This window comes from Cupriavidus sp. 86D6, from assembly GCF_057815095.1.
The window spans coordinates 114,016-138,485 of the sequence record NZ_JBYPSB010000009.1 but is presented as its reverse complement, the minus strand read 5'-3'; the positions used below and the strand labels follow the sequence as shown (position 1 = coordinate 138,485).

Sequence of the window (24,470 nt, the reverse complement as noted above, 5' to 3'; positions counted from 1 at the left end):
TCGTCATGTATCGCCTGGCCACGGCGATACAAGCGGATACAGATCGCGCAGCCGGTCCGGCGACACGGGGGCGCACACCATGCTTCTACGCGCATCGGACCGGACCGGAGGCCGCCGACTACCTGGCTTCGACGTACCGTTTGAAATTGTCGAGAATGCTCTGCCAGCCCTGTTGCTGTTGTTCCACCGGGTATTCCGACTCCGGGTCGAAGCTCACGCGCACCGTCACGCCTTGCGGGCTATCGGCAAAATCGACCTCGGCGTTCCGGTCGCCAAAGGCGTACACGATGCGCCGGTTCGGCACGATCTCGGTGTAGGTGCCCGCGAAATCAAAGCCCATGCTGCCGTCCTTGGCCTCCATCCGCGACGAGAACGCGCCGCCAACGCGCAGATCGACCGACGCGGCCGTGGTGTGCCAGTCATCGGACGCAGCATTCCACTGCTTGATGTCCTCGGGCGTGGTGTAGGCGCGCCACACGTTGTCGATCGGGGCGGCGACGGTGGTTTGTACGGTGAGCTTCATTGTTGCGTCTCCTAAATAGTTAGCCGGACGGATAACTATAGGTCGCCGTCATGACGAACGCAATCGCAATCTTCGACGGATACCCATCCCTTGGCCGCCTGGCCTGCCACTTTTCCATTCCCCAGATGATTATGTTGGAGATGGTCGGGATGGCAGCACATCATGCCGTCGCGCTCCGTTTGCACCGCGCAATCCGGGAGGTTCTGTTCCGGTCCGGCCCCTAAAATCGATGTCACCACAAGGGCATTCGCATCCGGAGACCGATCATGGGCCGCGCCGAACCACTTCAGCCACTGCAGATCGATGGCGATATCGATCCGCTGGAAACACAGGAATGGATGGACGCCCTGAGCGGCATCGTGTCGGCGGCGGGGCCCCGGCGCGCGGGCTTCCTGCTGGAACGGCTTGGCGAGCATGCCGCCCATCTGGGCCTGGACACACGCCCGCACCCCTACTCCGCCTACCAGAACACCATTGCGCCGCAGGCGCAGCCGCCCTACCCCGGCAACCTGGCCATCGAACAGCGGCTGACGGCCATCCTGCGCTGGAATGCGCTGGCGATGGTGGTCCGCGCCAACAAGGCGTACGGCGAACTGGGCGGCCACCTGGCCAGCTACGCGTCGGCCGCCGAGATCTTCGAAGTGGGCTTCCAGCATTTCTTTCGCGCCGATACGCCGGAGCGCAAGGGCGATCTGGTCTTCTTCCAGCCGCATTCGGCCCCCGGCGTCTATGCGCGTGCGTTCCTGGAGGGCCGCCTTTCCGAGGCGCAGCTGAGCCGCTACCGGCAGGAAGTCGATGGCGGCGGCCTGTGCTCGTACCCGCATCCGTGGCTGATGCCCGATTTCTGGCAGTTTCCCACCGGCTCGATGGGCATCGGCCCGATCAGCGCCATCTACCAGGCGCGATTCCTGCGCTACCTTGCGCATCGCGGCATTGCCGCCACGGCCGGCCGGCGCGTCTGGGGCGTGTTTGGCGATGGCGAGATGGACGAGCCCGAATCGCTGGCCGCCTTGTCGCTGGCCGCCCGCGAAGGCCTGGACAACCTGACGTTCGTGATCAACTGCAACCTGCAACGGCTCGATGGCCCGGTGCGTGGCAACGGCCAGGTCATCAACGAGCTGGAATCCCTGTTCAGCGGCGCGGGCTGGAACGTCATCAAGGTGATATGGGGCTCGGAATGGGACGCCCTGTTTGCCCGCGATACCAGGCACGCGCTGCTCAAGCGTTTTGCGGCCATGGTCGACGGCGAGTACCAGAACCTGGGCGCCAAGGACGGCGACTACAACCTGTCGCACTTCTTCCACCAGGACCCGGAACTGAAGGCGCTGGTGGCGGGCATGAGCGCGGCCGACATCGACGGCCTGCGTCGTGGCGGCCACGACGTGCGCAAGCTGCATGCGGCCTATCATGCCGCCGCCCATCATCCCGGCCAGCCTACCGTGATCCTGGCCAAGACCAAGAAGGGCTACGGCATGGGCAATGCCGGCGAATCGCGCATGACCGCCCACCAGCAGAAGAAGCTCGACATCGAAGCGCTGCGCGCGTTTCGCCACCGTTTTGCGCTGCCCATCGACGACGCCGCGCTGGAATCGATGCAGTTCTACAAGCCAGCCGACAACAGCCCCGAAATGGCGTACCTGCGCGAGCGTCGGGCTGCTCTGGGCGGGCACCTGCCCCGGCGCACCGCCACCGCGCCGGCCTTGCCGGTGCCGCCGCTCGACAGCTGCGCCGGCTTCGCCCTGACGCCGGACGGGCGCGAGGTATCGACCACCACGGGCGTGGTGCGTCTGTTCACCAACCTGATAAAGGACCGCACGCTCGGCCCGCGCATCGTGCCGATCGTGGCCGATGAAGCGCGCACCTTCGGCATGGCCAACCTGTTCCGGCAGATCGGCATCTACGCGCCGCAGGGCCAGCTCTACGAGCCGGAGGACGCCGGCTCGATGCTCTACTACAAGGAAAGCCGCGACGGCCAGCTACTGGAGGAAGGCATTACCGAGGCCGGTGCGATGGCGTCGTGGACGGCGGCGGCCACGTCGTACAGCGTCAGCGGCGAGCCGATGCTGCCGTTCTATATCTACTACTCGATGTTCGGCTTTCAGCGCGTGGGCGACATGATCTGGGCCGCCGCCGACCAACGCGCCCGCGGTTTCCTGATCGGTGCCACGGCCGGCCGCACCACGCTTTCCGGCGAGGGCCTGCAGCACCAGGACGGCAGCAGCCAGCTGGTAGCCGCCACGGTGCCGAACTGCCGCGCCTATGACCCGGCATTTATTGGCGAGGCCGCAATCATCATCGACCACGGCGCACGCGCGATGCTGGAGCAGCAGCGCGACGAGTTCTACTACATCACAGTCAACAACGAGAACTACGCGCATCCGCCCCTGCCCGCCTCGGCACACGCCGACGTGGTGCGCGGCATGTACCGCTTCGGCACGCGCGGCGACGGCGCCGCGCGCGTGCGGCTGCTGGGATCGGGCCCCATCCTGCGCGAGGTCATCGCCGCCGCCGACCTGCTGGCGCAGGACTGGAACATTGCCAGCGAAATCTGGAGCGTCACGAGCTTTCCGGAACTGGCCCGCGATGCGCGCGAATGCGAACGCCAGCAGATGTTCGGCACCGGCGCGGACCCTGCCGACATCACCAGCCATGTCGCGCGCTGCCTGGCCGGCACGGTTCCGGTCATTGCCGCCACCGATTACGTGCGCGCCTACGCCCAGCTGATCGCGCCGTACGTGCCGGCCCGCTATATCGCCCTGGGCACCGACGGCTTCGGCCGCAGCGACACACGCGGCGCGCTGCGGCGCTTCTTCGAGATCGACCGGCACCATATCGTCGCCAGCGCGCTGCATGCCATCGACGCCGCGCTGCACGCCCAAGCGCTGGCGCGTTACGGGCTGGCTGCCGGGGCGGCGCCCTGGAGCCGCTGACTGGCAGGCGGCCTGCGCCGACAGATGCGGTCAGTGGCATCGCGATTGGATGCCACGGCGGGTCCCGGCCCGGGGTTCGAATCCGGCGGCGTCAGGGCTGGATGGCGCGCTGCGCCTGGCAGCATTCCCGTGGCAGCGTCACGGTAAATACCGTGGTGCGAAGCTCGGGCGACGATTCGGCCACCACGGTGCCGCCGTGCAGCATGGCCAGCTCGCGGGCGATATAGAGCCCGAGCCCCAGCCCTTCGGAATGGCTGCCGCCAGTGGCGGCGACCGTCGCGCCCATCCCCGAATGGAAGGCGTCGAAGATATGCGGCAGCACGCGGGCATCGATGGTGCCGCCGTTGGACACCGCCACCGTCACGCGGTCCGGGGCCGTGCCGTCCACGCGCACGGTCACCGGCGTGCCGGCATCGCCGTGCTGCAGCGCATTGCCCACCAGGTTCTGCACCACCTGGGCAATCAGGTCGGGATCGATCGTGGCCCGGGTATCGCCGAGTTGCTCCAGCACCAGCTGCAGCTCGCCGCGCGACGCCTGGCATTCATCGACGATGGCTGCGCAGATCGCGCCCAGATCCGCCGCCTGCGGCATCAGGCTGACCCGTCCGCCATGCAGGCGCGCCACATGCAGCAGCTGGTCCACCATGCGCGCCATGCGCTGGCTGCTGCGGGCAATCCGGTCCGTGGCCGGCTTCAGCTTTTCCTCGCCCCCGAAGCGGCCCAGGAACGACGCCGAGGCGATGATGGCCGATAGCGGCGTGCGCAGATCGTGCGCCAGCACGGCCATCAGCATTTCATTGGTCTTCAGCAGCTGCTGGGCGGTTTCCAGCTGCTCGGCCAGTAGCTGCTTTTGCTGGGCCAGTTGCACAAACACATCGACCTTGGCCGACAGCACACGCGCATCCACGGGCTTGAACAGGAAATCCACCGCGCCCGACGCATAGCCGCGAAACGCGCGCTGGCTGTCATGCCCGGCGGCCGTCAGGAACAGGATCGGGATCTGGCTCGTGCGCTTGCTGCCGCGCATCAGTTCGGCCAGTTCGAAGCCGTCCATCTCGGGCATGTGCACGTCCAGGATGGCCAGCCCGAATTCGTGGTCGAGCAGCAGTTCCAGCGCCTGCGCGCCGGAATTGGCATGGACGATCTCTATACCCGGCTTGGCCAGTACGGCGTCCAGCGCGGTCAGGTTGGCCGCAATGTCGTCGACGGCGAGGATCTTCACGGGAGCTTGCATGGTAGGCGTCATTCAGTCAGGCGGGCCAACCCGTGGCCGATCGCTTCCAGGGTCAGTATGTGGTCGGCCGCGCCGCGCGCGATCGCCTCTTGCGGCATGGTCTCCACCATGGCCGATTCCGGCGACTGCACCCAGGTGCGGCCGCCCGCCGCGCGAATCACGGCCAGGCCGCGCGCACCATCGTCGTTGGCGCCCGACAGCAGCACGCCCAGCGCGCCCTCCCGCCACGCGACGGCGGCCGACTCGAACAGCACGTCGATCGACGGCCGCGAAAACCGCACGGGCGGCGCCACCGACAGGGCCAGCCGCACGCTGTCCGGCGTGTCGGGGTCCCGTTCCAGCAGCAGGTGATAGTCCGGTGGCGCCAGATAGAGATGGCCCGGCTCGACCGTCAGCTTGTCTTCCGCCTCGTGCACGGGCATTGCGCAACGCACGGCGAACAGTCCCGGCAGCAGGCTCGGGCTCGACGCCAGCTGGTGCATGACGACCACGACCGGCGGCATGAAGCGCGCGGGCAGCATCGGCAATACGGCGTTCAGTGCCTCCAGCGCGCCGGCCGAGCCACCGATCACTACTCCCCTGCACGGTTGCGTCGCGGTCTGCATGATGGCGCCTCAGAGCTTGCGGTACAGCCGCTCGCGCGACGACACCGCCTCGAAATCCTGCACATGGGCGCTGAACAGCAGGCTTTCCTTGCTGCCCAGCCCCAGGAACCCGCGCCGCGCCAGCGCATCGCGAAACAGGCCGATGGCGCGGTCCTGCAGCGGCCGGTCGAAATAGATCAGCACATTGCGGCACGAGATCAGCTGGGCTTCCTGGAACACGCTGTCGGTCGCCAGGCTGTGATCCGCAAACACCGACTGGCGGATCAGCTGCCCGTTGAACTTGGCCTTGCCATAGGCGGCGTGATAGTAGTCCGACAGCGACGCCCGCCCGCCGGCCGCCAGATAGTTGGCGCCGAAGCTGCGCAGCCGGCCGGCGTCGTACACGCCCGCGCGCGCGATGGCCAAGGCCTCGGGGTTGATATCGGTGGCATAGAAGACGGTGCGCTCCGCCAGGCCCTCTTCCTCGAACAGGATGGCCAGCGACCACAGTTCCTCCCCGCTGCTGCAGCCGGCCACCCACACGTTGACCGACGGATAGGTCTGCAGCACCGGCACCACGTGCTCGCGAATCGCGCGGAAGTAGGACGGATCGCGGAACATCTCGCTGACCTGCACCGTCAGGTACTGCAGCAGCCGGCCGAACAGCACGGCATCGCGCAGCATGCGGTCCTGCAGTTGCGACAGCGTGGTCAGGTTCAGGTCCCGCAACGCCTGCTCCAGCCGGCGCCGTAGCGACGCCCGCGCATAGCGCCGGAAGTCATGCTGGTATTTGCGGAAGATGGCCTCCAGCAGCAGCTCCAGCTCGATGTCGAAGTTGGCGTCGAGCAGCACCGTGCCGTCTTCCCACGCGGCGTCGGCCAGCGGTTCCGCGTCCTTGGATTTCAGTTTGCGTGTAGCCATACGCGACACAGCGAAAGCAGTTTGTCCACATCGATCGGCTTGGCGATGTAGTCGTTGGCACCGGCCTGCAGGCAGGCCTCGCGGTCGGACTGCATGGCCTTGGCGGTGAGCGCGATGATCGGCAGGCGCGCGTACTGCGGCATCTGGCGGATGTGCCGCATGGCCGTGATGCCATCCATCTCGGGCATCATGATGTCCATCAGCACCAGGTCGATGCCGTCCATCCTGTTCAGCAGGTCAAGGGCCTCGCGCCCGCTGCGGGCGATCTCCACGGTGGCGCCCAGCGGTTCGATGACCTTCGACAGCGCGAAGATATTGCGCGCGTCGTCTTCCACCAGCAGCAGCTTGCGGCCGTCGAACGTGTCGTCGCGGTTGCGGGCCGCCCGCAGCATGCGCTGGTGTTCCGGCGGCAGCGACGACTCCACGCTGTGCAGGAACAGCGTCACTTCGTCGAGCAGCCGGTCGGGCGAACGGGCCCCCTTGATGATGATCGACTTCGAGTACCGGCGCAGCTTCTGTTCGTCCTCGGCCGACAGCTGCCGGCCCGTATAGATGATCACGGGCGGCATGGCGCCGGCATTGGCCTGCGCCCGCTGCGCCATATGGGCCAGCAGGTCGTGGCCGGTGCCGTCGGGCAATACCATGTCCATCACCACACAGTCGAACGGCGTGCCCTCCAGCGCCGTCTTGGCCGCTGCCACGCTGTCGGTCGTCACGATCTCGGCCTCCAGCGATTTCAGCAGCGCGCGAATGCTCTCGCGCAGCGCCGGGTCGTCCTCGATCACCAGCACCCGGCGCTGGCCCGCCGCCATGCGTGCCTCCAGGCCCCGGATCGCCGCCGCCAGCTTGTCGCGCTCGCTGGGCTTGAACGTGTAGCCCACCGCGCCCAGGTGCAGTGCCGCTTCGGCGTGATCGCTGACCGATACCAGATGCGTCGGGATATGCCGCGTGGCGGGGTCGCGCTTGAGCCAGTCGAGCAGCGTCAGCCCCGACTGGTCGGGCAGCGCCACGTCCAGCAGGATGCCGCACGGCTGGTGCTGGCGCGCCAGTTCGAGGCCCTGCGCCGACGTGGTGGCGTGGATGCAGTCGAAATCGAGCTCGTGGGCCAGGTCGTAGAGAATGCCGGCGAAATCGATATCGTCCTCGACCACCAGGATCAGCCGGTTGCCGCGCGTGCGATGGTCGCGGTCGTCGGGAATCGGTGCCGGATAGCCCGGCTGCACGCGCTCCATGGGCTCTTGCGCAGGCGCCGGGGCAGGCGGCACCGCGCGCGATGGCGGGGCCATCACCAGCGGTGCCGGCGCGCTGGCCGGCTGCGTCATCAGGCCAGCCTGCGTGGCGGAGTCTGCGCCGAGCAGGCGCGGCACGGTCAATGCAAACACGCTGCCCTGGCCCGGTTCGCTGGCCACCGAGATCACGCCGCCCAGCAGGCGGCCCAGCTCGCGCGAGATCGACAGGCCCAGGCCCGTGCCGCCATAGCGGCGGCTGGTGGTGCCGTCGGCCTGCTGGAACGCCTCGAAAATGACCTGCTGCTTGTCTTTCGGAATGCCGATGCCGGTGTCGCGCACCTCGAAGCGCACCGCGTCGTCACCGTGCGCGGCCAGCGCCAGCGTGACCGCGCCCGATTCCGTGAACTTGAACGCATTCGACAGCAGGTTCTTCAGCACCTGCTGCAGACGCTGGTTGTCGGACACGATGGCATCGGGCACGCCGGGCAGGAATTCGACGCGGAACGGCACGCCCTTCTGCTCGGCGATCGGCCCGAACATGCCCTGCAGCGCCTCGGTCAGCGCCTTCAGTTCGACCGTTTCATGCTCGATCACCAAATGGCCGGCCTCGATCTTGGACAGGTCGAGGATATCGTTGATCAGGTTCAGCAGGTCGGTGTTGGCCGCGTGGATGGTGGATGCATAGCGCACCTGCTCGGCGGTCAGCGTGCCTTCCTTGTTCTCCTGCAGCAGCTTGGCCAGGATCAGCGCACTGTTGAGCGGCGTGCGCAGTTCGTGCGACATATTGGCCAGGAATTCGCTCTTGTACTGGTTGGACCGCTCCAGCGCCCGGGCGTTGGCGGCCAGTTCGGCCTGGAAGGCCAGCATCTCCCGCTTCTGGCCTTCCAGCCGTTGCGCGTGTTCTTCCAGCTGGACGTTGGTCTGTTCCAGCTCCGCCTGCTGGGCCTCGAGCCGCGCCTGCGAATCCATCAGCGCGCGGCCGCGCTCTTCCAGTTCCTCGTTCGATACGCGCAGTTCTTCCTGCTGGACCTGCAGTTCCTCGCTCTGGCGCTGGGTTTCGCCGAGCAGCTTTTCCAGGCGGCCCCGGTAGGCGGCCGCACGCAGGGTCATGCCGATCGGGTCGCCAATGCGTTCCAGCAGTTCCACGATGTCGGCCGTATCGCGCTGCATGGCGACAAAGCCCAGTTCCACCACGCCCACCACGTCGCCTTCGGCCGTCAGCGGCGCCGCCACGATCTCGTTGGGCGTCGTCCGGCCCAGGGCCGAGGACACCTGCAGATAGTCGGCCGGCAGGCCGCCCACCGCGATCACGCGGTTTTCCGCCGCCGCCTGGCCGGCCAGCGTCTGCCCCGCCGTCAGCGTCTGGGGCAGCTCGTCGGCATTGGCCAGCGCCCAGGTGGCCACGCGGCGCATCTGGTCGCCATCCACCTGGTACACCACGCCCACGTGCGCCTGGAAGGCCTGCGCCAGCACGCGCACCAGCGCATCGGCCACATTGCCCGCCGACTGCGGATTGCGCACCGCCTGGTGCACCCGCACCTGCGTCTGCTGCAGCCACGCCACGCGCTGCATGGCCGCCTGGGACAGGATGTAGCGATACACCACCCCCGCCAGAAACCACAGCACGACCACGCCCGCGCCGCGGTTCGCGATGGCATAGATCGGCCGGATGCTGCTGGCAGGCGACACCGCGTAGCCGATGCCGATCAGCACCGTGCCCACGGCGGCGACGATCAGCGGCAGCCTCGGGTCATTGCCGTACAGGGTCAGGCAGACCGGCACCAGGTAGAACAGCCACGCCGCCACCCCAAGCGGGGTGAACGCATCCATGCCGAACACCACGGCCATCGAGACCGGAACAAGGATCGCGCCGAACAGGAAGCGTTGCAGGGAAGACGGTTGCATACCGGCGGGATAGAAGGAAATCGCGGCTGTGCACGCGCCAACGACCGCATGGCGCGCAACAACCAGCCGAAGCGACTTATGCTACCCCGCGCCAACGGAAATGGCTGTCGGTGTCACGCCGACATCGGCCGGGGCGGGCCGCCCCAGGCCTTGCCGCGTCAGGCCCTGGACCTGGCTTTCGGCTTGGCCGCGGCCTGGTTCAGCGCCACCGCCGCGCGGATCAGGGCCTTCAGGGCGGTTTTGTTGATGGTGTCGCCCTCGCGGAAGTCGATCGCTCGGCGCACGTTGCCGTCCAGGCTCGAATTGAACAGCCCCTTGGGATCGTCCAGCGACGCGCCCTTGGCGAACGTCATTTTCACGGTGGCCTTGTAGACCTCGCCCGTGCAGAGGATGCCGTCGTGCGACCACACCGGCACGCTCCATTTCCACTCCTCGATCCCGTCGGGATCGGCTTCCCGGACGATGGCCCGCAATTGCGCCAGCATCTCGCCGCGCCAGCGCCAAGCTCCGCAATCCTGGCATCGATCAGCTCGGCGGCCGGTACGCCGGCCTGCGGTTCTGCCTTCTTCATTGCTGCTGTCTCCCGGTGAATGGTTGATACATCACTATAAATCACACCATGACGGAATCGGACAGCGCCGTCCGCTTGACAACGCATTCTCCAGTCACAATACTAACTAGACTTTCATTCTCTAACGGAGAACGACACAATTGTGTCGTCGCACAGTGTGGAACTGGCAGAACTCGAGATTTTCCGGGCGGTAGCGCGCGAACAGAGCGTCACCCGGGCCGCCAAATCGCTGGACCGCGTGCAGTCGAACGTGACGACACGCGTGAAGCAGCTGGAGGAAAGCCTCGGCGTGGACCTGTTCCAGCGCGCGAACAAGCAGATGATCCTGACCCCGGCCGGACAGCGCCTGCTGGGCTATGCAGACCAGCTGCTGGCGCTGGCCGAAGAGGCACGGCAGTCCATGCGCGCCGATGCGCCGAGCGGCCGCCTGCGCGTGGGGTCGATGGAAAGCACCGCGGCCACGCTGCTGCCCCGGCCGCTGGGCCGCTTCCACGCCGCCTGGCCCGACGTCGAACTGGATCTGAGCACGGGCACCTCGCAGGCGCTGGCGGACGGGGTGCTGGAACGCCGGCTGGACTGCGCCATCGTGGCGCACCCCGGCACGGGCAATCCCGGGGACATCGACCTATCGGAAATGGGCGCGGGCCTGGAAGGGGTGTTCCTGACCACCGAGGACCTGGTGCTGGTGCTGCCGGCGACCCATCCAAAGGTGCGGCGCCCCGAAGACGTGACGCTGCGCCAGCTGGCCGCGTTCTCGCGCGGCTGTACCTATCGCCGGTGCGCCGAGGACTGGCTCGAACAGGCTGGCGACGATGTGCGCCGCCATCTCACCGTTATCGAACTCCCCTCGTACCACGCCATCCTGGCGCAGGTCACGGCAGGCTCCGCCGTGGCCATCGTGCCGCGCTCGCTGCTGGCGATGCAGGCCAATACGGGGGCCCTGCAGACCGTGCCGGTCCGCAAGGTGCATACGTACCTGATTCGCCGCGCCGCTTTCACCACCTCCGCCTACGCCGCATTCGAGCAGGAACTGCGCCGTAGCCAGCCCGCATGACAAGGAACGCCGCCATGGAAGCCAATCGTCAGAACCCGTCCCGCAACCTGTTGTCGCGCCTGGGCATCCGCCTGCCCATCATTCAGGCGCCGATGGCGGGCGTCAGCACTCCGGCCATGGCGGCGGCCGTGTCCGAAGCCGGCGGCCTGGGCTCGCTTGGCGTGGGCGCCATGGACGCCGAGGGCGCACGCAAGGTGATTCGCGAAACCCGCGCGCTGACATCGAAGCCCTTCAACATCAACGTGTTCTGCCATGTGCCGGCCAAGCCCGACGCCGAGCGCGAATCGGCCTGGCTGAAATACCTGGGCTCTGCCTTTGCCGAATTCGGCGCCACGCCGCCCGGCGCGCTGCGCGAGATCTACAAGAGCTTTGTGGTCGATGACGCGATGTACCAGATGCTGCTGGAAGAGAAGCCGGCCGTGGTGAGCTTCCATTTCGGCCTGCCCGCGCAGGCATGGATCGATGCGCTGAAGGCGGCCGGCATCGTGCTGCTGGCCAGCGCCACGTCGCTGCAGGAAGCGCGGCAGATCCAGGCGGCCGGTATCGACGCCATTGTCGCGCAGGGCTTCGAGGCCGGCGGCCATCGCGGCGCCTTCGATACCGAGGCCGAGGACGAAGGGCTTGGCACGTTCGCGCTGACCCGCGTGCTGGTGGCCCGCACGAACCTGCCCGTCGTCGCGGCTGGCGGCATCATGGACGGCGCCGGCATCGCGGCCGTGCTGGCGCTGGGCGCCGCCGCGGCGCAGCTTGGCACGGCGTTTGTCGCCACCAGTGAATCGGCCGCCGATGCCGCCTACCGCGCCGCGCTGACCGCCGACGAAACCCGCCCGACCACGCTGACCCGCGCCATCTCGGGCCGCGCGGCACGCGGCTTCACCAGCCGCTTCACGCGCCTGGGCACCGCCGCGGGCGCCCCGGCAATCCCCGACTATCCCGTGACGTACGACGCCGGCAAGGCGCTGCACGCGGCGGCAAAGGCCAAGGGCGTCAGCGAATTTGCCGCCCAATGGGCCGGCCAGGCCGTGCCGCTGGCGCGCTCGATGCCCTCGGCCGAGCTGGTCGCCGTGCTGGAGCGCGAACTGCGCGAGACATTGGATCAGTTGAGCAGCGTGCGGGCGGTGTTGGGCTGAGCATGCGTGCGCTGCGGAACGTTCAGGCCAGCAACCGGCTCCGCGCAAACTCCCCCGCCGCCCAGTCCAGGAACGCCCGCACACGGGGCGATAGCTGGCGCGAGCGCGGATAGAGCAGCGACACGGGCTGCGACGGCGGCGGCGTGTCGCGCAGGATCTCCACCAGCGAGCCGCGCCGGAGCTGCTCGACGATATGGAAGCGCGGCACCTGGGCGATGCCAAGGCCCAGTTCGATACCGGCCAGATAGCTCTCGGTGCCGGTGACGGCCAGCGGGCACGGCAGCGACAGGCGCTTCAGGTCGTCGCCAACCTCGAACTCCAGCGGCGTGACATTGCCCGTGCTCATCTGGCGGATACCCACCATCCGGTGGCCCGCCAGCGATGCGAGATCGGACGGCGTGCCGAAGCGTTCCAGGTAGGCGGGCGTGGCGCAGGTCAAACGATCCAGCATGGCCACCTGGCGGGCCACCAGTTCGCTGTCGGGCAGCCTGCCGTAGCGCAGCACGCAGTCCACGCCCTCCTGCACCAGGTCGACCCAGCGGTCACCTTCGCTCATCGTGATCTGCAGGTCGGGGTAGCGGCTCAGGAAATCCGGAAAGCCGGGCATCAGGAAATGGCGAGCCAGCGTGCCCTGGACCTCGATCCGCAGCATGCCGCGCGGCTCGGCGCCGCTGAAGCCGCCCTCGGCGTCCTCGATGTCGTCAAGGATGCGCAGGCATCGGCGGTAATACGCCTCGCCGTCCAGCGTGGGCCGCACCACGCGCGTGGTGCGCTGTAGCAGCCGCACGCCCAGGCGCTTTTCCAGGTCGGCGATCACCTTGGTCACCGTGGAACGGGGCACCTCCATGTCGCTGGCAGCCAGCGTGAAACTGCGGCGCTCCACCACCCGTGTGTAAAGCCGCATTGCGTCGAATCGGTCCATCCGCGCCCCTTTTTGTGCCTTTTAATACGCTTATGAACACATTGTTTCCACGACAGAACAAGTGCTGGCAATTCTAGACCGATTATCCAAACCAGACTCTCGCGCATAGTGCAGTGACACCGCAGCCAGACGCGGTTGCCCACCACCCATGACCGACCGGAGCCCAGCCATGACCGCCGCCCTTTCAACCCCCTCCCAGCCGACTCGCGTCGCCATCGTGACAGGTGCCTCGCGCGGCATCGGCGCCGCCATCGCCCGACGCCTGGCGGCCGACGGCCTCACGATTGTCGTCAACTACGCCGGCAGTGCCCGCGAAGCCGAAGCCGTGGCCGCGGACATCGAGGCCGCCGGCGGCCGCGCCCTCACCCATCAGGCCGACGTCAGTGACCCGGCTGCCGTGGCCCGCATGTTCGCCGCAGCCGAGGCGGCGTTTGGTGGCGTCGATGTGCTGGTCAACAACGCCGGCATCATGAAGCTCGCCACGCTGGCCGAGACCGACGACGCGCTGTTCGACAGCGTCATGCATATCAACGTAAAGGGCACGTTCAACACGTTGCGCGAGGCGGCACGGCGCCTGCGCGACGGCGGCCGTGTCATCAATCTGTCGTCCAGCCTGGTGGGCCTGCTGATGCCAACCTACGGCGTCTACGCGGCCTCGAAAGCGGCCGTGGAAGCCCTGACCGCCGTGCTGATGAAGGAGGTGCGCGGCCGCAATATCACCGTCAATTCCGTAGCCCCGGGGCCGACCGCCACCGAGCTGTTCCTCGACGGCAAGTCGCCGGAACTGATCGACCGCATGGCAAGGATGGCGCCGCTCGAACGCCTGGGCACGCCGGAGGATATCGCCAACGCCGTGGCGTTCTTTGCCGGTGCAGACGGGGCGTGGGTCAACGGGCAGACGCTGCGGGTCAATGGGGGGGTGATTTGAGGTCGGTCTGCGGGTTGTTGCTGTCGGTTTGCTCCCCTCTCCCGCAGCGCGGGAGAGGGGTCGGAGGAGAGGGCGCGGCGGTCCAAATCGAGACCCTCGCATCCCGAGAGGCTCGCCCTCTCCCCCGCCCCTCTCCCATAAATGGGAGAGGGGCGACCATCTCTGGCGAAGCCAGCTGTTGTCCGCCCCGCCCTACCCCGCCAGGTGCCCTCTCAGCAGCCCGTTCACCTCGCCGGCCTTTTCCATCTGGCTCATGTGGCCGGCATCGTCGAACACCGTCACGGTGGCGCCAGCCGGGGCGTTTTCCGCGTGGGCGGGCGGGACGACCTGGTCCCGGGCGCCCCAGATCACCAGCGTGCGTTTGCCCGCCTCGGCCAGGCGCCGGCCCGGTTGCTCGCGCTGGCGGCCATCGGCGAACAGGCTGGCGCCCAGTGCCGCCAGTGCCTCGGGCACGCCGTCAAGCCGCTTGTACCGCAGCAGGTCGTCCAGCATCTGCCGGCTGACCAGATCGGGGTTGGCGAACAGCAGTTCGATGACCGGCTTCAGGTCGCGGCGCGACTGCGCGTTGACAAAGCCTTCCGTGTAGCCGTTGTTGATCTCGTCGCCAAAGCCCACCGGGGACACCAGCGCGACGGACAGCACGCGGTGCGGGGCGTCCACGGCCAGTTGCGCGGCAATGCCGCCGCCCATCGAATGGCCCACCAGGTGCGCCTGGCCGATGTCCAGCGCGTCAAGAAAGCGGGTCACGAAGCCGGCCATCTCCGCCAGCGTCGTGCCAGCCAGGCGGGGCGTGGTCTGTCCGTGCCCCGGGAGATCCAGCGCCACCACGGTGTACGTGTCCGCCAGCGGATCGAGGTTGAACAGCCAGTTGTCCAGATCTCCGCCAAAGCCGTGGAGGAAGAGCACCGCCTCCGCGCCGTGGCCCCTGCGGGCGTAGCGGACGCGCAGGCCGTCGACCTCCACGAACTGATAGGCGGGGCCGGCTTCGTCTTCATCTTCGTCGTCGGCCGGCGTCTCGTAGCTGGCGACATACGCGTCGATTTCCGCATCGCTGACCTCATCGGGTGCGAGTACGCCAAGCAGCGCCTTCACAGGCAGCACGTCGCCCGCCTCGGCCACCTTGCGCCGCAGCGTGCCGGCGTCGGGGGCTTCCACGGCGTTGGCGATCTTGTCGGTTTCCACATCGAGGATCGGCATGCCCACGGTAATCTCTGCGCCGGTGTCGACCAGCCAGGCATTGATGGTGCCTTCCTTCATCGACAGGCCCCACTTGGGCATCACGATCGGGGTGATTGCTGCGGCCATCAGTGCTTGCCTCCCTTCATGGTCTTGCGCGCGGCTTCCACGATGCGGGCTGCGCTGGGGATATACAGGTCTTCGAGCGTCGGCGAGAACGGCACCGGCGTATGCGGCGGGCAGACCATCTCGATGCCGGCCTTGAGCGCGCCAAACGCCTGCTGCACGGTCTGGGCGGCGATGTCGGTGGCGATATTGCAGCGCGGGCTGGCTTCGTCCACCACCACCAGGCGGCCGGTGTTTTCCACCGATTCGAGCACGGTGTCCATGTCCAGCGGCGACAGCGTGCGCAGGTCGATCACTTCGGCCTCGATGCCGTCCCTGGCCAGCGTGGCCGCCGCCTCCAGCGCGCGATGCACCATCAGGCCATAGCTGACGATGGTCACGTCCTTGCCGTCGCGCGCGATATTGGCCTCGCCGAACGGGATCGCGTAGGCGCCCTCGGGCACGTCGCCCTCCAGCCCGTACAGGTTCTTGTGCTCGCAGAAGATCACGGGGTCGTTGTCGCGGATGGCCTGGATCAGCAAGCCCTTGGTGTCGTACGGCGTGGAAGGGCACACCACCTTCAGCCCCGGGATATGCGTGAAGATCGGCGTCAGCATCTGGCTGTGCTGCGCGGCCGCGCGGAAACCGGCGCCGACCATGGCGCGGATCACCACCGGCGTTTCGGCCTTGCCGCCGAACATGTAGCGGAACTTGGCGGCCTGGTTGAAGATCTGGTCGAAGCAGACGCCCATGAAGTCGATGAACATCAGCTCGGCGATCGGGCGCATGCCACAGGCAGCGGCGCCGATGGCGGCGCCCACGTAGGCCGATTCGGACAGCGGCGTGTCAAGCAGGCGGTCGCCGTGCCTGGCATAGAGCCCCTTGGTCACGCCGAGCACACCGCCCCAGGCGTCTTTCTCGCCGTCGGCCCCTGCGCCGCCGACAATATCCTCGCCGAGCATGATCACACTCGGATCGCGGGTCATTTCCTGGTCGATCGCCTCGTTGATCGCCAGCTTCATACTGAGTTTGCGGGCCATGATGCTGTCTCCTTTGTTTTGGAATGGCTTAGTAGCTCACGTAGACATCGGTCAGCAGGTCTTCGGGCCCCGGCAGCGGCGCCGCCTTGGCCTCCTGCACGGCGTGGTCGATCAGCGCGGCCACCTCGCGGTCGATGGCATCGAACTCGTCGCGCGTCACCACGCCGGCCTGGGTCACGGCCCGCGTGAACAGCTTCAGGCAGTCCTTGTTGGCCCGGATATCGTCCAGCTCGCCCGCGCCGCGATAGGTCTGGGCGTCGCCCTCGAAGTGACCGTAGAAGCGGACCATCTTGCATTCCAGCAGCGACGGGCCGCCCCCTTCGCGCGCACGCCGGATGACCTCGCCGGCCGCCTCGTGCACGGCAAAGAAGTCGGTGCCGTCCACGGTCACGCCCGGAATGCCGAAGCCGGCCGCGCGATCGACATAGCTGTCGACGGCCGTGCCATAGTCGCGCGACGTCGATTCCGCGTAGCCGTTGTTCTCGATGACGAAGATCACCGGCAGGTTCCACACCGCCGCCAGGTTCAGGCTTTCCAGGAAAGTGCCCTGGTTCGACGCCCCGTCGCCGCAGAACGTGATGCCGACCTCGCCCTTGCCGCGAAACTTGGCCGCCAGCGCCGCGCCGCAGACCAGCGGTGCGCCAGCGCCCAGGATGCCGTTGGCGCCCATCATCCCCTTGGACAGGTCGGCGATATGCATCGACCCGCCCTTGCCGTTGCACGAACCGCCCTTCTTGCCGTAGATCTCCTTCATCATCGCCACCGGGTCCACCCCCTTGGCGATGCAGTGGCCGTGGCCCCGGTGCGTACTGGCGATGCGGTCGCCATCGTGCAGATGGTGAAGAATGCCCACGCCCGCCGCCTCCTCGCCGGCGTAGAGGTGCACGAAGCCGGGAATATCCCCCCGGCCGAAATCCACATGCAGGCGTTCCTCGAAATCGCGGATCGTCCGCATCTTGCGGTACACGGTCAGCAATGTCTCCTTGTCGAGGGGCAGCTGCGCTGACTGCGAAGTGCTGGCGCTCATGGTCGTCTCCTTTGGTGGTGGTACTGCCTTGTGATGGTGGGATGAAGGGGGGCCGGCTCAGGTCAGCGCCGGCACGCTGCGCATCAGCTGCTCGCACGCGGCGTAGCGCATGCAGGCCGCCACGTCGATGCTGCGGAACGCGTGGTCGTGCAACGTGACGGTTACCTCGTCGTGCGGCCCGAACGCCAGCTCGCGTTCGCCGTCCAGCGCGACGATGCCGGCGCGCTGGCGCACACGGTGCGGCCGCGCGTGCGCAATGCGGTGCCAGCCGGCAATCGGCACGGTGCAGAGCAGGCCCGGCGCAATCGGCGCCAGCAGATCGAAGGCGCCCTCGCCGGCCGGTGCCAGCTCGATGGCCAGGCCGCCCGGCTCACGCCGCCCAATCGGCTCCAGCAGCCCGGCGATGGCCGACAGGCCAATTGCCTGCGGATCGGCATAGGCCACGTAGACGGCGGCCAGCGTGTCGGCCCGCCAGAGCGCACGGGCGCCGATGAACTGCTCGTGCGCGATCACGGCATCGACCAGGGCAATATCGCGCCGGAAGCCGCCATCGGCATCGCGAATCACGATATCGAGCCGCTTGTTCGACGCCAGCGCGCGGCCCGCGGGAATCTGCCCGGTGGCGTACAGCCCCGCGGCCAGCCCGGTGATGGTCGGCTCGCGCATTTCGGGGAAGGCGTTGTTGGTGCCGGTGGAAAGCCCGGCAATCGGCACTGCGCCGCATTCGCGCACCACGGCGCGGTGCGTACCGTCGCCACCCAGCACGATGATCACGGACACGCCGGCTTCGGCCATATGACGGGCGGCGTGCAGCGTATCGTCGACGCGCGCGGTCACCGGCATGTCGATGAAGTCCACCGCCGGCAGGCGGGCATCGGGCCCCTGGTGGCGCGTCAGGTGCCGGTTCAGCATGACGCGCAGGCCCTCGCGGTCCGGCATCATCATCACGCGGTCGATGCCGCTGGCCGCCAGCGCGGCCAGCAGGCGCAGCACGATATTGACGCGGTCGGCCAGCTGAAGGCTGTTGGCGTTGGCGATCACGCGGCGGATATCGCGCGCCGATACGGGATTGGCGATGATGCCGACCAGCGGTACGCCCATGTCCTGTCTCCTGTCGCTCTTGTCGTGACAGGGTCTTTGCAATGGGTGTGCCAGGGACTTGGCGGCGATGCCAGGGGCGGAAATCGCGGGAAATGGTGTGCGGCCCCACGGGATAACCCGGAGGCCGCACGCCATTGCGCCGGGTCAGGGTGTGACAGGTGTCACAGTACAGGTGTCCTGGGCTGGACAGTCGTCACGGCTGGCTGCCATCGCGCCGGTTGGGCGACGCGATGCCGTACCGCTCCATGCGCCGGTATAGCGTCATGCGGCTGATGCCGATCTGCCGCGCCACCGCGCTCAGGTTCCAGCCCGACGCGCGCAGGTACTGCATCAGCAGCATGGCCTCGGGTGTAGCTTCGGGCGGCACCGCCCGGGCCTCGGCTTCCGCATCGGCCGAACGCAACGCGGCGCCTGCCGGGGCGCTGGCACCGAATCCGTCGGGCAGGTCATCGGGCGTGACCACGCCACCGTGGCAGATCGCGCAGGCGTATTCGATGACATTGCGCAGCTCGCGCAGATTGCCGGGCCAGCGGTGGGCATGCAGCCGCTGGCGCGCGGTGTCGGCCAGCGTCACGGTTCGCGGATTGCGCGGCCCTGGCGCGGCCCGCTGCCCGGCATCGCCGCCGGCCAGCATCTTGTCGATCAGCCAGTCCAGGTCCTGCCGCTCGCGCAGCGGGGGCAGCTCGAAGCGCGCGCCGTTCAGGCGGTAATAGAGATCCTCGCGGAACTGGCCGGTTTCCACCAGTTGGTCCAGCCGGTGGTGCGTGGCCGAGATCACGCGCACATTGACGGGCACCGGCCGCGTGGCGCCGATGGGCAGGACCTCGCCTTCGGCCAGCACGCGCAGCAGCCGCGATTGCAGGTCGCGCGGCATGTCGCCAATCTCGTCGAGGAACAGCGTGCCGCCATCGGCCTCCTGGATCAGGCCGCGCTTGCCGCGCGCCCCGGCCCCGGAAAAGCTGTTGGGCAGGTGGCCGAACAGTTCGCTTTCGATCAGCGTTTCGGGAATCGCCGCGCAATTGAACGCCACGAATGGCTGGGCCCGACGCGCGCTGGCCTGGTGCAGCGCCTTGGCGAAGTATTCCTTGCCGCTGCCGGTCTCGCCGTGAATCAGCAGGTGGATGCGCGCATCGACCAGCCGTGCCGCGCGTTGCAGCTGCTGTTGCATGGCAGAGTCGCCGCCGCTCAGGGCCGCCAGCGCGGCCGGCAGTGCCGCCACGGGTTGCGCATCAGGTCGCGACTGCCAGCGCAGCGCGGGCGGCATCACGCTCAGGTACAGCAGGCCGCCGCTACGGTGCAATGCCACCAGCCGCTGTTCGCTGGGCCGGGAATAGACAAAGCGCCCCAGATCGTCGATCCGGGCATCGAACAGCGCCTCGAACGACTGCCCCAGCACGGGCGTGCCGGGGCTTTCGCCCTCCAGCATGCGTCTGGCGCGGTTGTTGCAGCCGACAATGCGGCCTGCGGCGTCGAGCGCCAGCAGGTATTCGGGGCTGACATCGACGAACTCCGGCGCGACATTGAGCTTCAGGATCCAGTCCCGGTGATGGACGCGCAGGAAGTTGGCGTTTTCGATATGGGCGGCGTAGATGCGCACCATCTGCAGCGCCAGGCCCTGGCTGGCCTTGGCCTCGGGCGACGTCAGCGCCGAGATGTCCAGAATCGCGTTGAGCCGGCCCTGCGTGTCGAACAGCGGCGCGGCGGTACAGGTCAGCGGGATATGCGTGGCATCGAAGTGATCGGCCTGATGGACGGTCAGCGCCTCGCCCGTGACCAACGCCGTTCCGACGGCACAGGTGCCCGCGCCGGCTTCGCTCCATTCCGACCCCAGGTAGAGGCCCGCGTGACGCAGCGCGGCGTCGGTATTGGCATCGCCGATATAGTCGACGGTCACCCCCTGGGCATCGGTCAGGAGCACCACATACCCAAGGCCGGCGACGTGACCATATAGCGATTCCAGCCCGTGCCGGGCGATGCGTGCGAAGTCGTCGATCCGCTGCTGGTGCTCGCGCAGGCACGACGGCTCCACGATCCGCGCCTCTTGCATGCGTGACGGGTCCAGGCCGTACTGATGGACGCAGCGCCGCCACGAGTTCTGGATCATCGCGTCGTGCCCGATTGGCGCGGCGGATTCGGCAGGCAGGGGCAGCCAGGTGGTGGCATGCACCACGGTTTCGATGTGCTCGCGTTGCCGCAGGTCCATCGCTGTCTCCTTATCGGTCTGCGGGGTACTGTATCCCACCGCCCTGCCGGCGCAAACGCGGCGCTGCACCATCGCGCCGCGAAATGCGCTGGCGATCACTTATTGGCGGTTAATGGCGTTATTAACTCGCTGTCCGTCCCGCTTGCCGCCGTCCAACCCACCGGGTGCAGCGCGATCATTCGGCGGTTAATCGCATTTTGTTGTCCGATTCTCAAAACAGCGTTTCCCGTGACGGCACTTCACTTGCCGCCCTATACGCGGGATCATCCAGGGTTGCCAAAAACCGGAAGAGTCCCTCACATGTTCGAGCGTCGTTATGGGGCCGTGGCCCTGTCAGCCTGCGGCCTGATCGTCCTGACCGCCCTGGCGGCCACGCGTGCCGTGTCGTGGTGGTGGGTGGCGCTGCCGCTGGCGCTATGCCTGGTGGGCGCCCACGACCTGCTCCAGCGCCGCCACGCCATCCTGCGCAACTACCCCATCTGGGGTCACGCGCGTTTTTTCCTGGAATTCATCCGCCCGGAAATCCGCCAGTACTTCATCGAGGACGATACGTCCGAGGCGCCCTTCTCGCGCGCCCAGCGCAGCCTGGTGTACCAGCGCGCCAAGAACGAGGTGGATAGCCGTCCGTTCGGCACCGAATCTGACGTCAAGCGCCCGGGCTACGAATGGATCAGCCACTCGCTTGCCCCGACCAAAATCCCGTCGGCCGATTTCCGCGTCACGGTGGGGGCCGACCGCGCCCAGCCCTACGACATCTCGGCCTTTAATGTTTCTGCGATGAGCTTCGGCGCGCTGTCGGCCAACGCCATCCGCTCGCTCAACCGCGGCGCCAAGATTGGCGGGTTCGCCCACGACACTGGCGAGGGCTCGATTTCGCCCTATCACCGCGCCGAGGGCGGCGACCTGATCTGGGAACTGGGCTCGGGCTACTTCGGCTGCCGCCGCGCGGATGGCAGTTTCGACCCCGAGCTGTTCGCCAGGCAGGCAGCCGACCCGCAAGTCAAGATGATCGAGGTCAAGCTGTCGCAAGGCGCCAAGCCGGGCCATGGCGGGGTGCTGCCAGCCGCCAAGATCACGCCCGAAATCGCGGCCACGCGCGGCGTGCCGATGGGTGTCGATTGCGTGTCGCCCGCCGCCCATAGCGAATTCTCCACGCCGCTGGAACTGCTGCAATTCGTCGATCGGCTACGTAACCTGTCGGGCGGCAAGCCCACCGGCTTCAAGCTGTGCATCGGCCATCCGTGGGATTTCTTTGGCGTGGTCAAGGCGATGCTGGCATCGGGAATCCTGCCGGATTTCATCGTGGTCGATGGCGCCGAAGGCGGCACCGGTGCGGCCCCGCTGGAGTTTGTCGACCATATCGGCGTGCCGCTGCAGGAAGGGCTGCTGCTGGTCCACAACACGCTGGTCGGCGCCAACCTGCGCGGCAAGATTCGCGTGGGCGCCAGCGGCAAGCTGATCAGCGCGTTCGATATTGCCCGCACGCTGGCGATGGGGGCGGACTGGTGCAATGCGGCCCGCGGCTTCATGTTCGCGCTGGGTTGCGTGCAGGCGCAGAAGTGCCACACCGACCGCTGCCCCGTGGGCGTGGCCACGCAGGACCCGGTCCGCCAGCGCGCCATCGTGGTGCCGGACAAGGCCGAGCGCGTGGCCAATTTCCATCGTCATACGGTGCATGCGCTGCAGGAACTGCTGCAGGCGGCCGGGCTGCATTCGCCCGGCGAACTGACCCCGCACCATATCGTGCGGCGTCTGTCGCCCAGCGAGGTCAAGCCGATGTCCGAGCTGTTCGATTTCCTGCAGCCGGGCGACCTGATCAACGGCAACCTGCGTTTCAGCCTGTGGGAAAAGTACTGGCCGATGGCCCGCGCGGACCATTTCGGCATCCCGGTCTGATCAGTACTCGCCCAGCGCCCAGCCGCTGATATAGGCGAAGTATTCGCGCAGCCAGGCGTTGTAGCGCACGTACAGCGGCGTCGGCGCAGCCACGCCCGACACCGCGCCGAAGCCGGCCTTGCGCGCAATGCGCTCGGCGCGCAGCAGGTGAAAGTCGCTGGTCACCATCGCCAGTGGCGCGTCGGCGCCGATGCCATGCTGTGCCAGCACCTGGCGCGAGAAACGCATGTTCTCCTCGGTGCTGGTGCTGCGGTCCTCGCGCAGCACGCGTTGCGGCGCCAGGCCATGGCGCACCAGATAGTCGGCCATCAAGCCGGCTTCGGTGCAGTCGAGCCCCCCGAAATCGCGGCCGCCGGTCACCACGACCGGCACCGCCGGCCACTGGCGGGCCAGCGCCAGCCCCGTGTCGAGGCGAGACTTCAGCGTGGGGGATACCTCGCAGTTGGGCGATCCGGACCCCAGTACGAGGATGGCCGCCGGCGGCTGCATGGCTGCGTCAGGCGCGGTGAGCGTGGTCGGCGCATGGGCGCCATGGCTCAGGAAGCGGAAGAAGACGGCGACGCTGAGCAGCCAGACGATCAGGATTGCCCAGCCGGCGCGCCATAGCCACGCCGCGCCCGGATACGTGCGGCGCCAGCGCGCCACCGTGTGCCAGCGCGCCGCCAGGGCAAGCGCGGCCAGTCCGAGCACGCCCGGCACGACCACGCCAAAATTCATCACGCCCCGCAGCGCCAGCATCAGGGCATCGCCAAGCAGCACGCTGCCCAGCAACGCCATCGCTATTCGCCACCCTTTCGATCGATTCGCCATTCCCGCGTCCACAAGCTGTGTCAGGCGGCGATGCTACAACCGAATGGCGGCCTGGCGATTGTCAGCTGGCAAGAAACTTCACCACCGCCTGGTTGAACCCGTCCACCTGCTGCAGGTTGGAAAGGTGCGCGGCGTACAGTTCGACGTACTGCGCGCCGGGGATGGTATCGGCCAGATAGCGGCCATCGGCGGGCGGTGTCGGGATATCGCCCGAGCCGGCAATGACCAGCGTGGGCGTGGTGATGCGGCCAATGTCGGCACGCAGGTCGGAATCGCGCACGGCCAGGCAATTGGCGGCGTAGCCACGCGCATCGGTGGCGCCGAGCATGGCGCGCAGGTGCTGGACCAGTTCCGGCTGCTGCGCGGCGAAATCGGGGGTCAGCCATTTGTCGACCACGGCGGCGGCGATCGACGCTACACCATCGCGCTCCACGGCGGCGGCGCGGTTGGTCCAGTTCTCGGGCGGGCCGATATAGGCAGCCGTATTGCAGAGCACCAGCTTCTGCAGGCGGTCGGCGTGGTGCAGCGCCAGCCACATGCCCGTGATGCCGCCCATCGACAGGCCGCAGAAATGCACGCGCTGCAGGCCCAGGTGATCGAGCAGCGCGATCACATCGCCGCCCAGCTGGGCGATGCGGTACGGGCCCTCGGTCACGGCCGACTGGCCATGGCCGCGCGTGTCGTAGCGCAACACTCGGAAATGCTTCGTCAGTGCAGCCATCTGCGGCTGCCACATCTCGAAGCTGGTGCCCAGCGAGTTGGACAGCACCAGCACCGGCAGGCTGGCATCGCCATCGAGCTGGTAGTGGAGCTTGACGCTGGACGGGGCGGACAGTTCGGCGAAGGGCATGATCGGGCTCCGGCTCAGTTCTGGGCGATGGCCGAACCGTGCTGCGCCAGCGCGGTGACCTTCATTTCCATGTACGGATACAGCGGCAGCGCCGTCAGGATCGCGTGCAGCTCGTCGGCGTCCTTGACGTCGAAGATGCTCACGTTGGCGTACTGGCCAGCCACGCGCCACAGGTGACGCCACTTGCCGTCGCGCTGCAGTTGCTGCGAGTAGGCCTTTTCGTCGGCCTTGATCTTGTCCGCCACCTGCGGATCGAGCGAATGGGGGATACGGACAGTCATTTCGACCATGAACAGCATGGCGGCTCCTTCTTGATTAATGGGGGTGACAG

At 67.6% G+C, this 24,470-nt stretch carries 19 protein-coding genes and 1 pseudogene; 5 read left to right on the top strand and 15 right to left on the bottom strand.

What is annotated here, in order from left to right:
• Nucleotides 1-118 precede the first annotated feature (118 nt).
• Nucleotides 119-523 carry an SRPBCC family protein gene (locus tag AC3G88_RS20160; RefSeq protein ID WP_487522079.1) on the bottom strand — a complete coding sequence of 135 codons (405 nt, stop codon included), beginning with the start codon at nucleotides 521-523 and terminating at the stop codon, nucleotides 119-121.
• 266 nt (nucleotides 524-789) lie between these two features.
• Here AC3G88_RS20160 and mdeB point away from each other — a divergent pair, with 266 nt between their 5' ends.
• A complete protein-coding gene (mdeB, locus tag AC3G88_RS20155; protein WP_488893802.1) occupies nucleotides 790-3,453 on the top strand; it encodes an alpha-ketoglutarate dehydrogenase in 2,664 nt (887 codons plus the stop codon).
• Nucleotides 3,454-3,544: 91 nt separating this feature from the next.
• Here the strand turns inward: mdeB and AC3G88_RS20150 are convergent, their stop codons facing one another.
• The 5 genes and pseudogenes from AC3G88_RS20150 to AC3G88_RS20130 all read right to left on the bottom strand — a co-directional run bounded on the left by AC3G88_RS20150 (nucleotide 3,545) and on the right by AC3G88_RS20130 (nucleotide 9,897).
• Nucleotides 3,545-4,687, bottom strand: coding sequence for a hybrid sensor histidine kinase/response regulator (locus AC3G88_RS20150; RefSeq protein WP_488773228.1), 1,143 nt, complete (start codon nucleotides 4,685-4,687; stop codon nucleotides 3,545-3,547).
• Nucleotides 4,688-4,695: 8 nt separating this feature from the next.
• On the bottom strand, nucleotides 4,696-5,292 hold the full coding sequence (locus tag AC3G88_RS20145) for a chemotaxis protein CheB (RefSeq protein WP_153947886.1): 597 nt from the start codon (nucleotides 5,290-5,292) through the stop codon (nucleotides 4,696-4,698).
• Between the two features lie 9 nt (nucleotides 5,293-5,301).
• Entirely contained in the window at nucleotides 5,302-6,192 is an 891-nt protein-coding gene (locus tag AC3G88_RS20140; RefSeq protein WP_488773229.1) for a CheR family methyltransferase, read from the bottom strand.
• Nucleotides 6,174-9,326: a response regulator gene (locus tag AC3G88_RS20135; protein WP_488773230.1), complete on the bottom strand. Its 3,153-nt coding sequence runs from the start codon at nucleotides 9,324-9,326 to the stop codon at nucleotides 6,174-6,176. The genes AC3G88_RS20140 and AC3G88_RS20135 overlap by 19 nt, the downstream gene beginning before the upstream one ends.
• 158 nt (nucleotides 9,327-9,484) lie before the next feature.
• Nucleotides 9,485-9,897: pseudogene (locus AC3G88_RS20130) on the bottom strand (DUF1801 domain-containing protein).
• 157 nt (nucleotides 9,898-10,054) lie between these two features.
• Here AC3G88_RS20130 and AC3G88_RS20125 point away from each other — a divergent pair.
• A complete protein-coding gene (locus AC3G88_RS20125; RefSeq protein ID WP_488773332.1) occupies nucleotides 10,055-10,951 on the top strand; it encodes a LysR substrate-binding domain-containing protein in 897 nt (298 codons plus the stop codon).
• Between the two features lie 14 nt (nucleotides 10,952-10,965).
• Nucleotides 10,966-12,081, top strand: coding sequence for an NAD(P)H-dependent flavin oxidoreductase (locus AC3G88_RS20120; RefSeq protein ID WP_488773232.1), 1,116 nt, complete (start codon nucleotides 10,966-10,968; stop codon nucleotides 12,079-12,081).
• A 22-nt stretch (nucleotides 12,082-12,103) separates the two neighbouring features.
• Here AC3G88_RS20120 and AC3G88_RS20115 read toward each other — a convergent pair whose 3' ends face one another.
• Nucleotides 12,104-13,003 (bottom strand): LysR family transcriptional regulator, encoded by a 900-nt coding sequence (locus AC3G88_RS20115; protein WP_488773233.1) that lies wholly within the window; start codon nucleotides 13,001-13,003, stop codon nucleotides 12,104-12,106.
• A gap of 169 nt (nucleotides 13,004-13,172) precedes the next feature.
• Here AC3G88_RS20115 and AC3G88_RS20110 point away from each other — a divergent pair, with 169 nt between their 5' ends.
• Nucleotides 13,173-13,931 carry an SDR family oxidoreductase gene (locus AC3G88_RS20110; protein WP_488773234.1) on the top strand — a complete coding sequence of 253 codons (759 nt, stop codon included), beginning with the start codon at nucleotides 13,173-13,175 and terminating at the stop codon, nucleotides 13,929-13,931.
• A gap of 192 nt (nucleotides 13,932-14,123) precedes the next feature.
• Here AC3G88_RS20110 and AC3G88_RS20105 read toward each other — a convergent pair whose 3' ends face one another.
• The 5 genes from AC3G88_RS20105 to AC3G88_RS20085 all read right to left on the bottom strand — a co-directional run bounded on the left by AC3G88_RS20105 (nucleotide 14,124) and on the right by AC3G88_RS20085 (nucleotide 20,583).
• Nucleotides 14,124-15,236: an acetoin dehydrogenase dihydrolipoyllysine-residue acetyltransferase subunit gene (locus AC3G88_RS20105; protein WP_488773235.1), complete on the bottom strand. Its 1,113-nt coding sequence runs from the start codon at nucleotides 15,234-15,236 to the stop codon at nucleotides 14,124-14,126.
• Nucleotides 15,236-16,252, bottom strand: a complete 1,017-nt coding sequence (locus tag AC3G88_RS20100; RefSeq protein ID WP_153947901.1) for an alpha-ketoacid dehydrogenase subunit beta — start codon at nucleotides 16,250-16,252, stop codon at nucleotides 15,236-15,238. The genes AC3G88_RS20105 and AC3G88_RS20100 overlap by 1 nt, the downstream gene beginning before the upstream one ends.
• A 28-nt stretch (nucleotides 16,253-16,280) precedes the next feature.
• Entirely contained in the window at nucleotides 16,281-17,279 is a 999-nt protein-coding gene (locus AC3G88_RS20095; protein ID WP_488773236.1) for a thiamine pyrophosphate-dependent dehydrogenase E1 component subunit alpha, read from the bottom strand.
• 57 nt (nucleotides 17,280-17,336) lie between these two features.
• Nucleotides 17,337-18,380 carry an ATP-NAD kinase family protein gene (locus tag AC3G88_RS20090; protein ID WP_488773237.1) on the bottom strand — a complete coding sequence of 348 codons (1,044 nt, stop codon included), beginning with the start codon at nucleotides 18,378-18,380 and terminating at the stop codon, nucleotides 17,337-17,339.
• A gap of 193 nt (nucleotides 18,381-18,573) precedes the next feature.
• Complete coding sequence (locus AC3G88_RS20085) at nucleotides 18,574-20,583, bottom strand: sigma-54-dependent Fis family transcriptional regulator (RefSeq protein ID WP_488773238.1); 2,010 nt, start codon at nucleotides 20,581-20,583, stop codon at nucleotides 18,574-18,576.
• A 300-nt stretch (nucleotides 20,584-20,883) separates the two neighbouring features.
• On the opposite strand from AC3G88_RS20085, the gene AC3G88_RS20080 reads away from it, so the two are divergent.
• Nucleotides 20,884-22,479 carry an FMN-binding glutamate synthase family protein gene (locus AC3G88_RS20080; RefSeq protein WP_488773239.1) on the top strand — a complete coding sequence of 532 codons (1,596 nt, stop codon included), beginning with the start codon at nucleotides 20,884-20,886 and terminating at the stop codon, nucleotides 22,477-22,479.
• Here the strand turns inward: AC3G88_RS20080 and AC3G88_RS20075 are convergent, their stop codons facing one another.
• The 3 genes from AC3G88_RS20075 to catC form a co-directional block, all read right to left on the bottom strand.
• Nucleotides 22,480-23,256 carry a YdcF family protein gene (locus AC3G88_RS20075; protein ID WP_488773240.1) on the bottom strand — a complete coding sequence of 259 codons (777 nt, stop codon included), beginning with the start codon at nucleotides 23,254-23,256 and terminating at the stop codon, nucleotides 22,480-22,482.
• Between the two features lie 94 nt (nucleotides 23,257-23,350).
• A complete protein-coding gene (pcaD, locus tag AC3G88_RS20070) occupies nucleotides 23,351-24,139 on the bottom strand; it encodes a 3-oxoadipate enol-lactonase (RefSeq protein WP_488773241.1) in 789 nt (262 codons plus the stop codon).
• 14 nt (nucleotides 24,140-24,153) lie between these two features.
• Nucleotides 24,154-24,438 carry a muconolactone Delta-isomerase gene (gene catC, locus AC3G88_RS20065; RefSeq protein WP_488773242.1) on the bottom strand — a complete coding sequence of 95 codons (285 nt, stop codon included), beginning with the start codon at nucleotides 24,436-24,438 and terminating at the stop codon, nucleotides 24,154-24,156.
• Between the last annotated feature and the right edge of the window lie 32 nt (nucleotides 24,439-24,470).

Excerpts from the sequence above, each read along its gene's own strand:
- pcaD (WP_488773241.1), bottom strand. The coding sequence starts at position 24,139 with ATGCCCTTCGCCGAACTGTCCGCCCCGTCCAGCGTCAAGCTCCACTAC.
- AC3G88_RS20145 (WP_153947886.1), bottom strand. The coding sequence starts at position 5,292 with ATGCAGACCGCGACGCAACCGTGCAGGGGAGTAGTGATCGGTGGCTCG.
- AC3G88_RS20080 (WP_488773239.1), top strand. The coding sequence starts at position 20,884 with ATGTTCGAGCGTCGTTATGGGGCCGTGGCCCTGTCAGCCTGCGGCCTG.
- AC3G88_RS20150 (WP_488773228.1), bottom strand. The coding sequence starts at position 4,687 with ATGCAAGCTCCCGTGAAGATCCTCGCCGTCGACGACATTGCGGCCAAC.
- AC3G88_RS20095 (WP_488773236.1), bottom strand. The coding sequence starts at position 17,279 with ATGAGCGCCAGCACTTCGCAGTCAGCGCAGCTGCCCCTCGACAAGGAG.
- AC3G88_RS20115 (WP_488773233.1), bottom strand. The coding sequence starts at position 13,003 with ATGGACCGATTCGACGCAATGCGGCTTTACACACGGGTGGTGGAGCGC.
- catC (WP_488773242.1), bottom strand. The coding sequence starts at position 24,438 with ATGCTGTTCATGGTCGAAATGACTGTCCGTATCCCCCATTCGCTCGAT.
- AC3G88_RS20160 (WP_487522079.1), bottom strand. The coding sequence starts at position 523 with ATGAAGCTCACCGTACAAACCACCGTCGCCGCCCCGATCGACAACGTG.
- AC3G88_RS20085 (WP_488773238.1), bottom strand. The coding sequence starts at position 20,583 with ATGGACCTGCGGCAACGCGAGCACATCGAAACCGTGGTGCATGCCACC.
- AC3G88_RS20090 (WP_488773237.1), bottom strand. The coding sequence starts at position 18,380 with ATGGGCGTACCGCTGGTCGGCATCATCGCCAATCCCGTATCGGCGCGC.
- mdeB (WP_488893802.1), top strand. The coding sequence starts at position 790 with ATGGGCCGCGCCGAACCACTTCAGCCACTGCAGATCGATGGCGATATC.
- AC3G88_RS20140 (WP_488773229.1), bottom strand. The coding sequence starts at position 6,192 with ATGGCTACACGCAAACTGAAATCCAAGGACGCGGAACCGCTGGCCGAC.
- AC3G88_RS20135 (WP_488773230.1), bottom strand. The coding sequence starts at position 9,326 with ATGCAACCGTCTTCCCTGCAACGCTTCCTGTTCGGCGCGATCCTTGTT.
- AC3G88_RS20105 (WP_488773235.1), bottom strand. The coding sequence starts at position 15,236 with ATGGCCGCAGCAATCACCCCGATCGTGATGCCCAAGTGGGGCCTGTCG.
- AC3G88_RS20100 (WP_153947901.1), bottom strand. The coding sequence starts at position 16,252 with ATGGCCCGCAAACTCAGTATGAAGCTGGCGATCAACGAGGCGATCGAC.
- AC3G88_RS20110 (WP_488773234.1), top strand. The coding sequence starts at position 13,173 with ATGACCGCCGCCCTTTCAACCCCCTCCCAGCCGACTCGCGTCGCCATC.
- AC3G88_RS20075 (WP_488773240.1), bottom strand. The coding sequence starts at position 23,256 with ATGGCGTTGCTGGGCAGCGTGCTGCTTGGCGATGCCCTGATGCTGGCG.
- AC3G88_RS20120 (WP_488773232.1), top strand. The coding sequence starts at position 10,966 with ATGGAAGCCAATCGTCAGAACCCGTCCCGCAACCTGTTGTCGCGCCTG.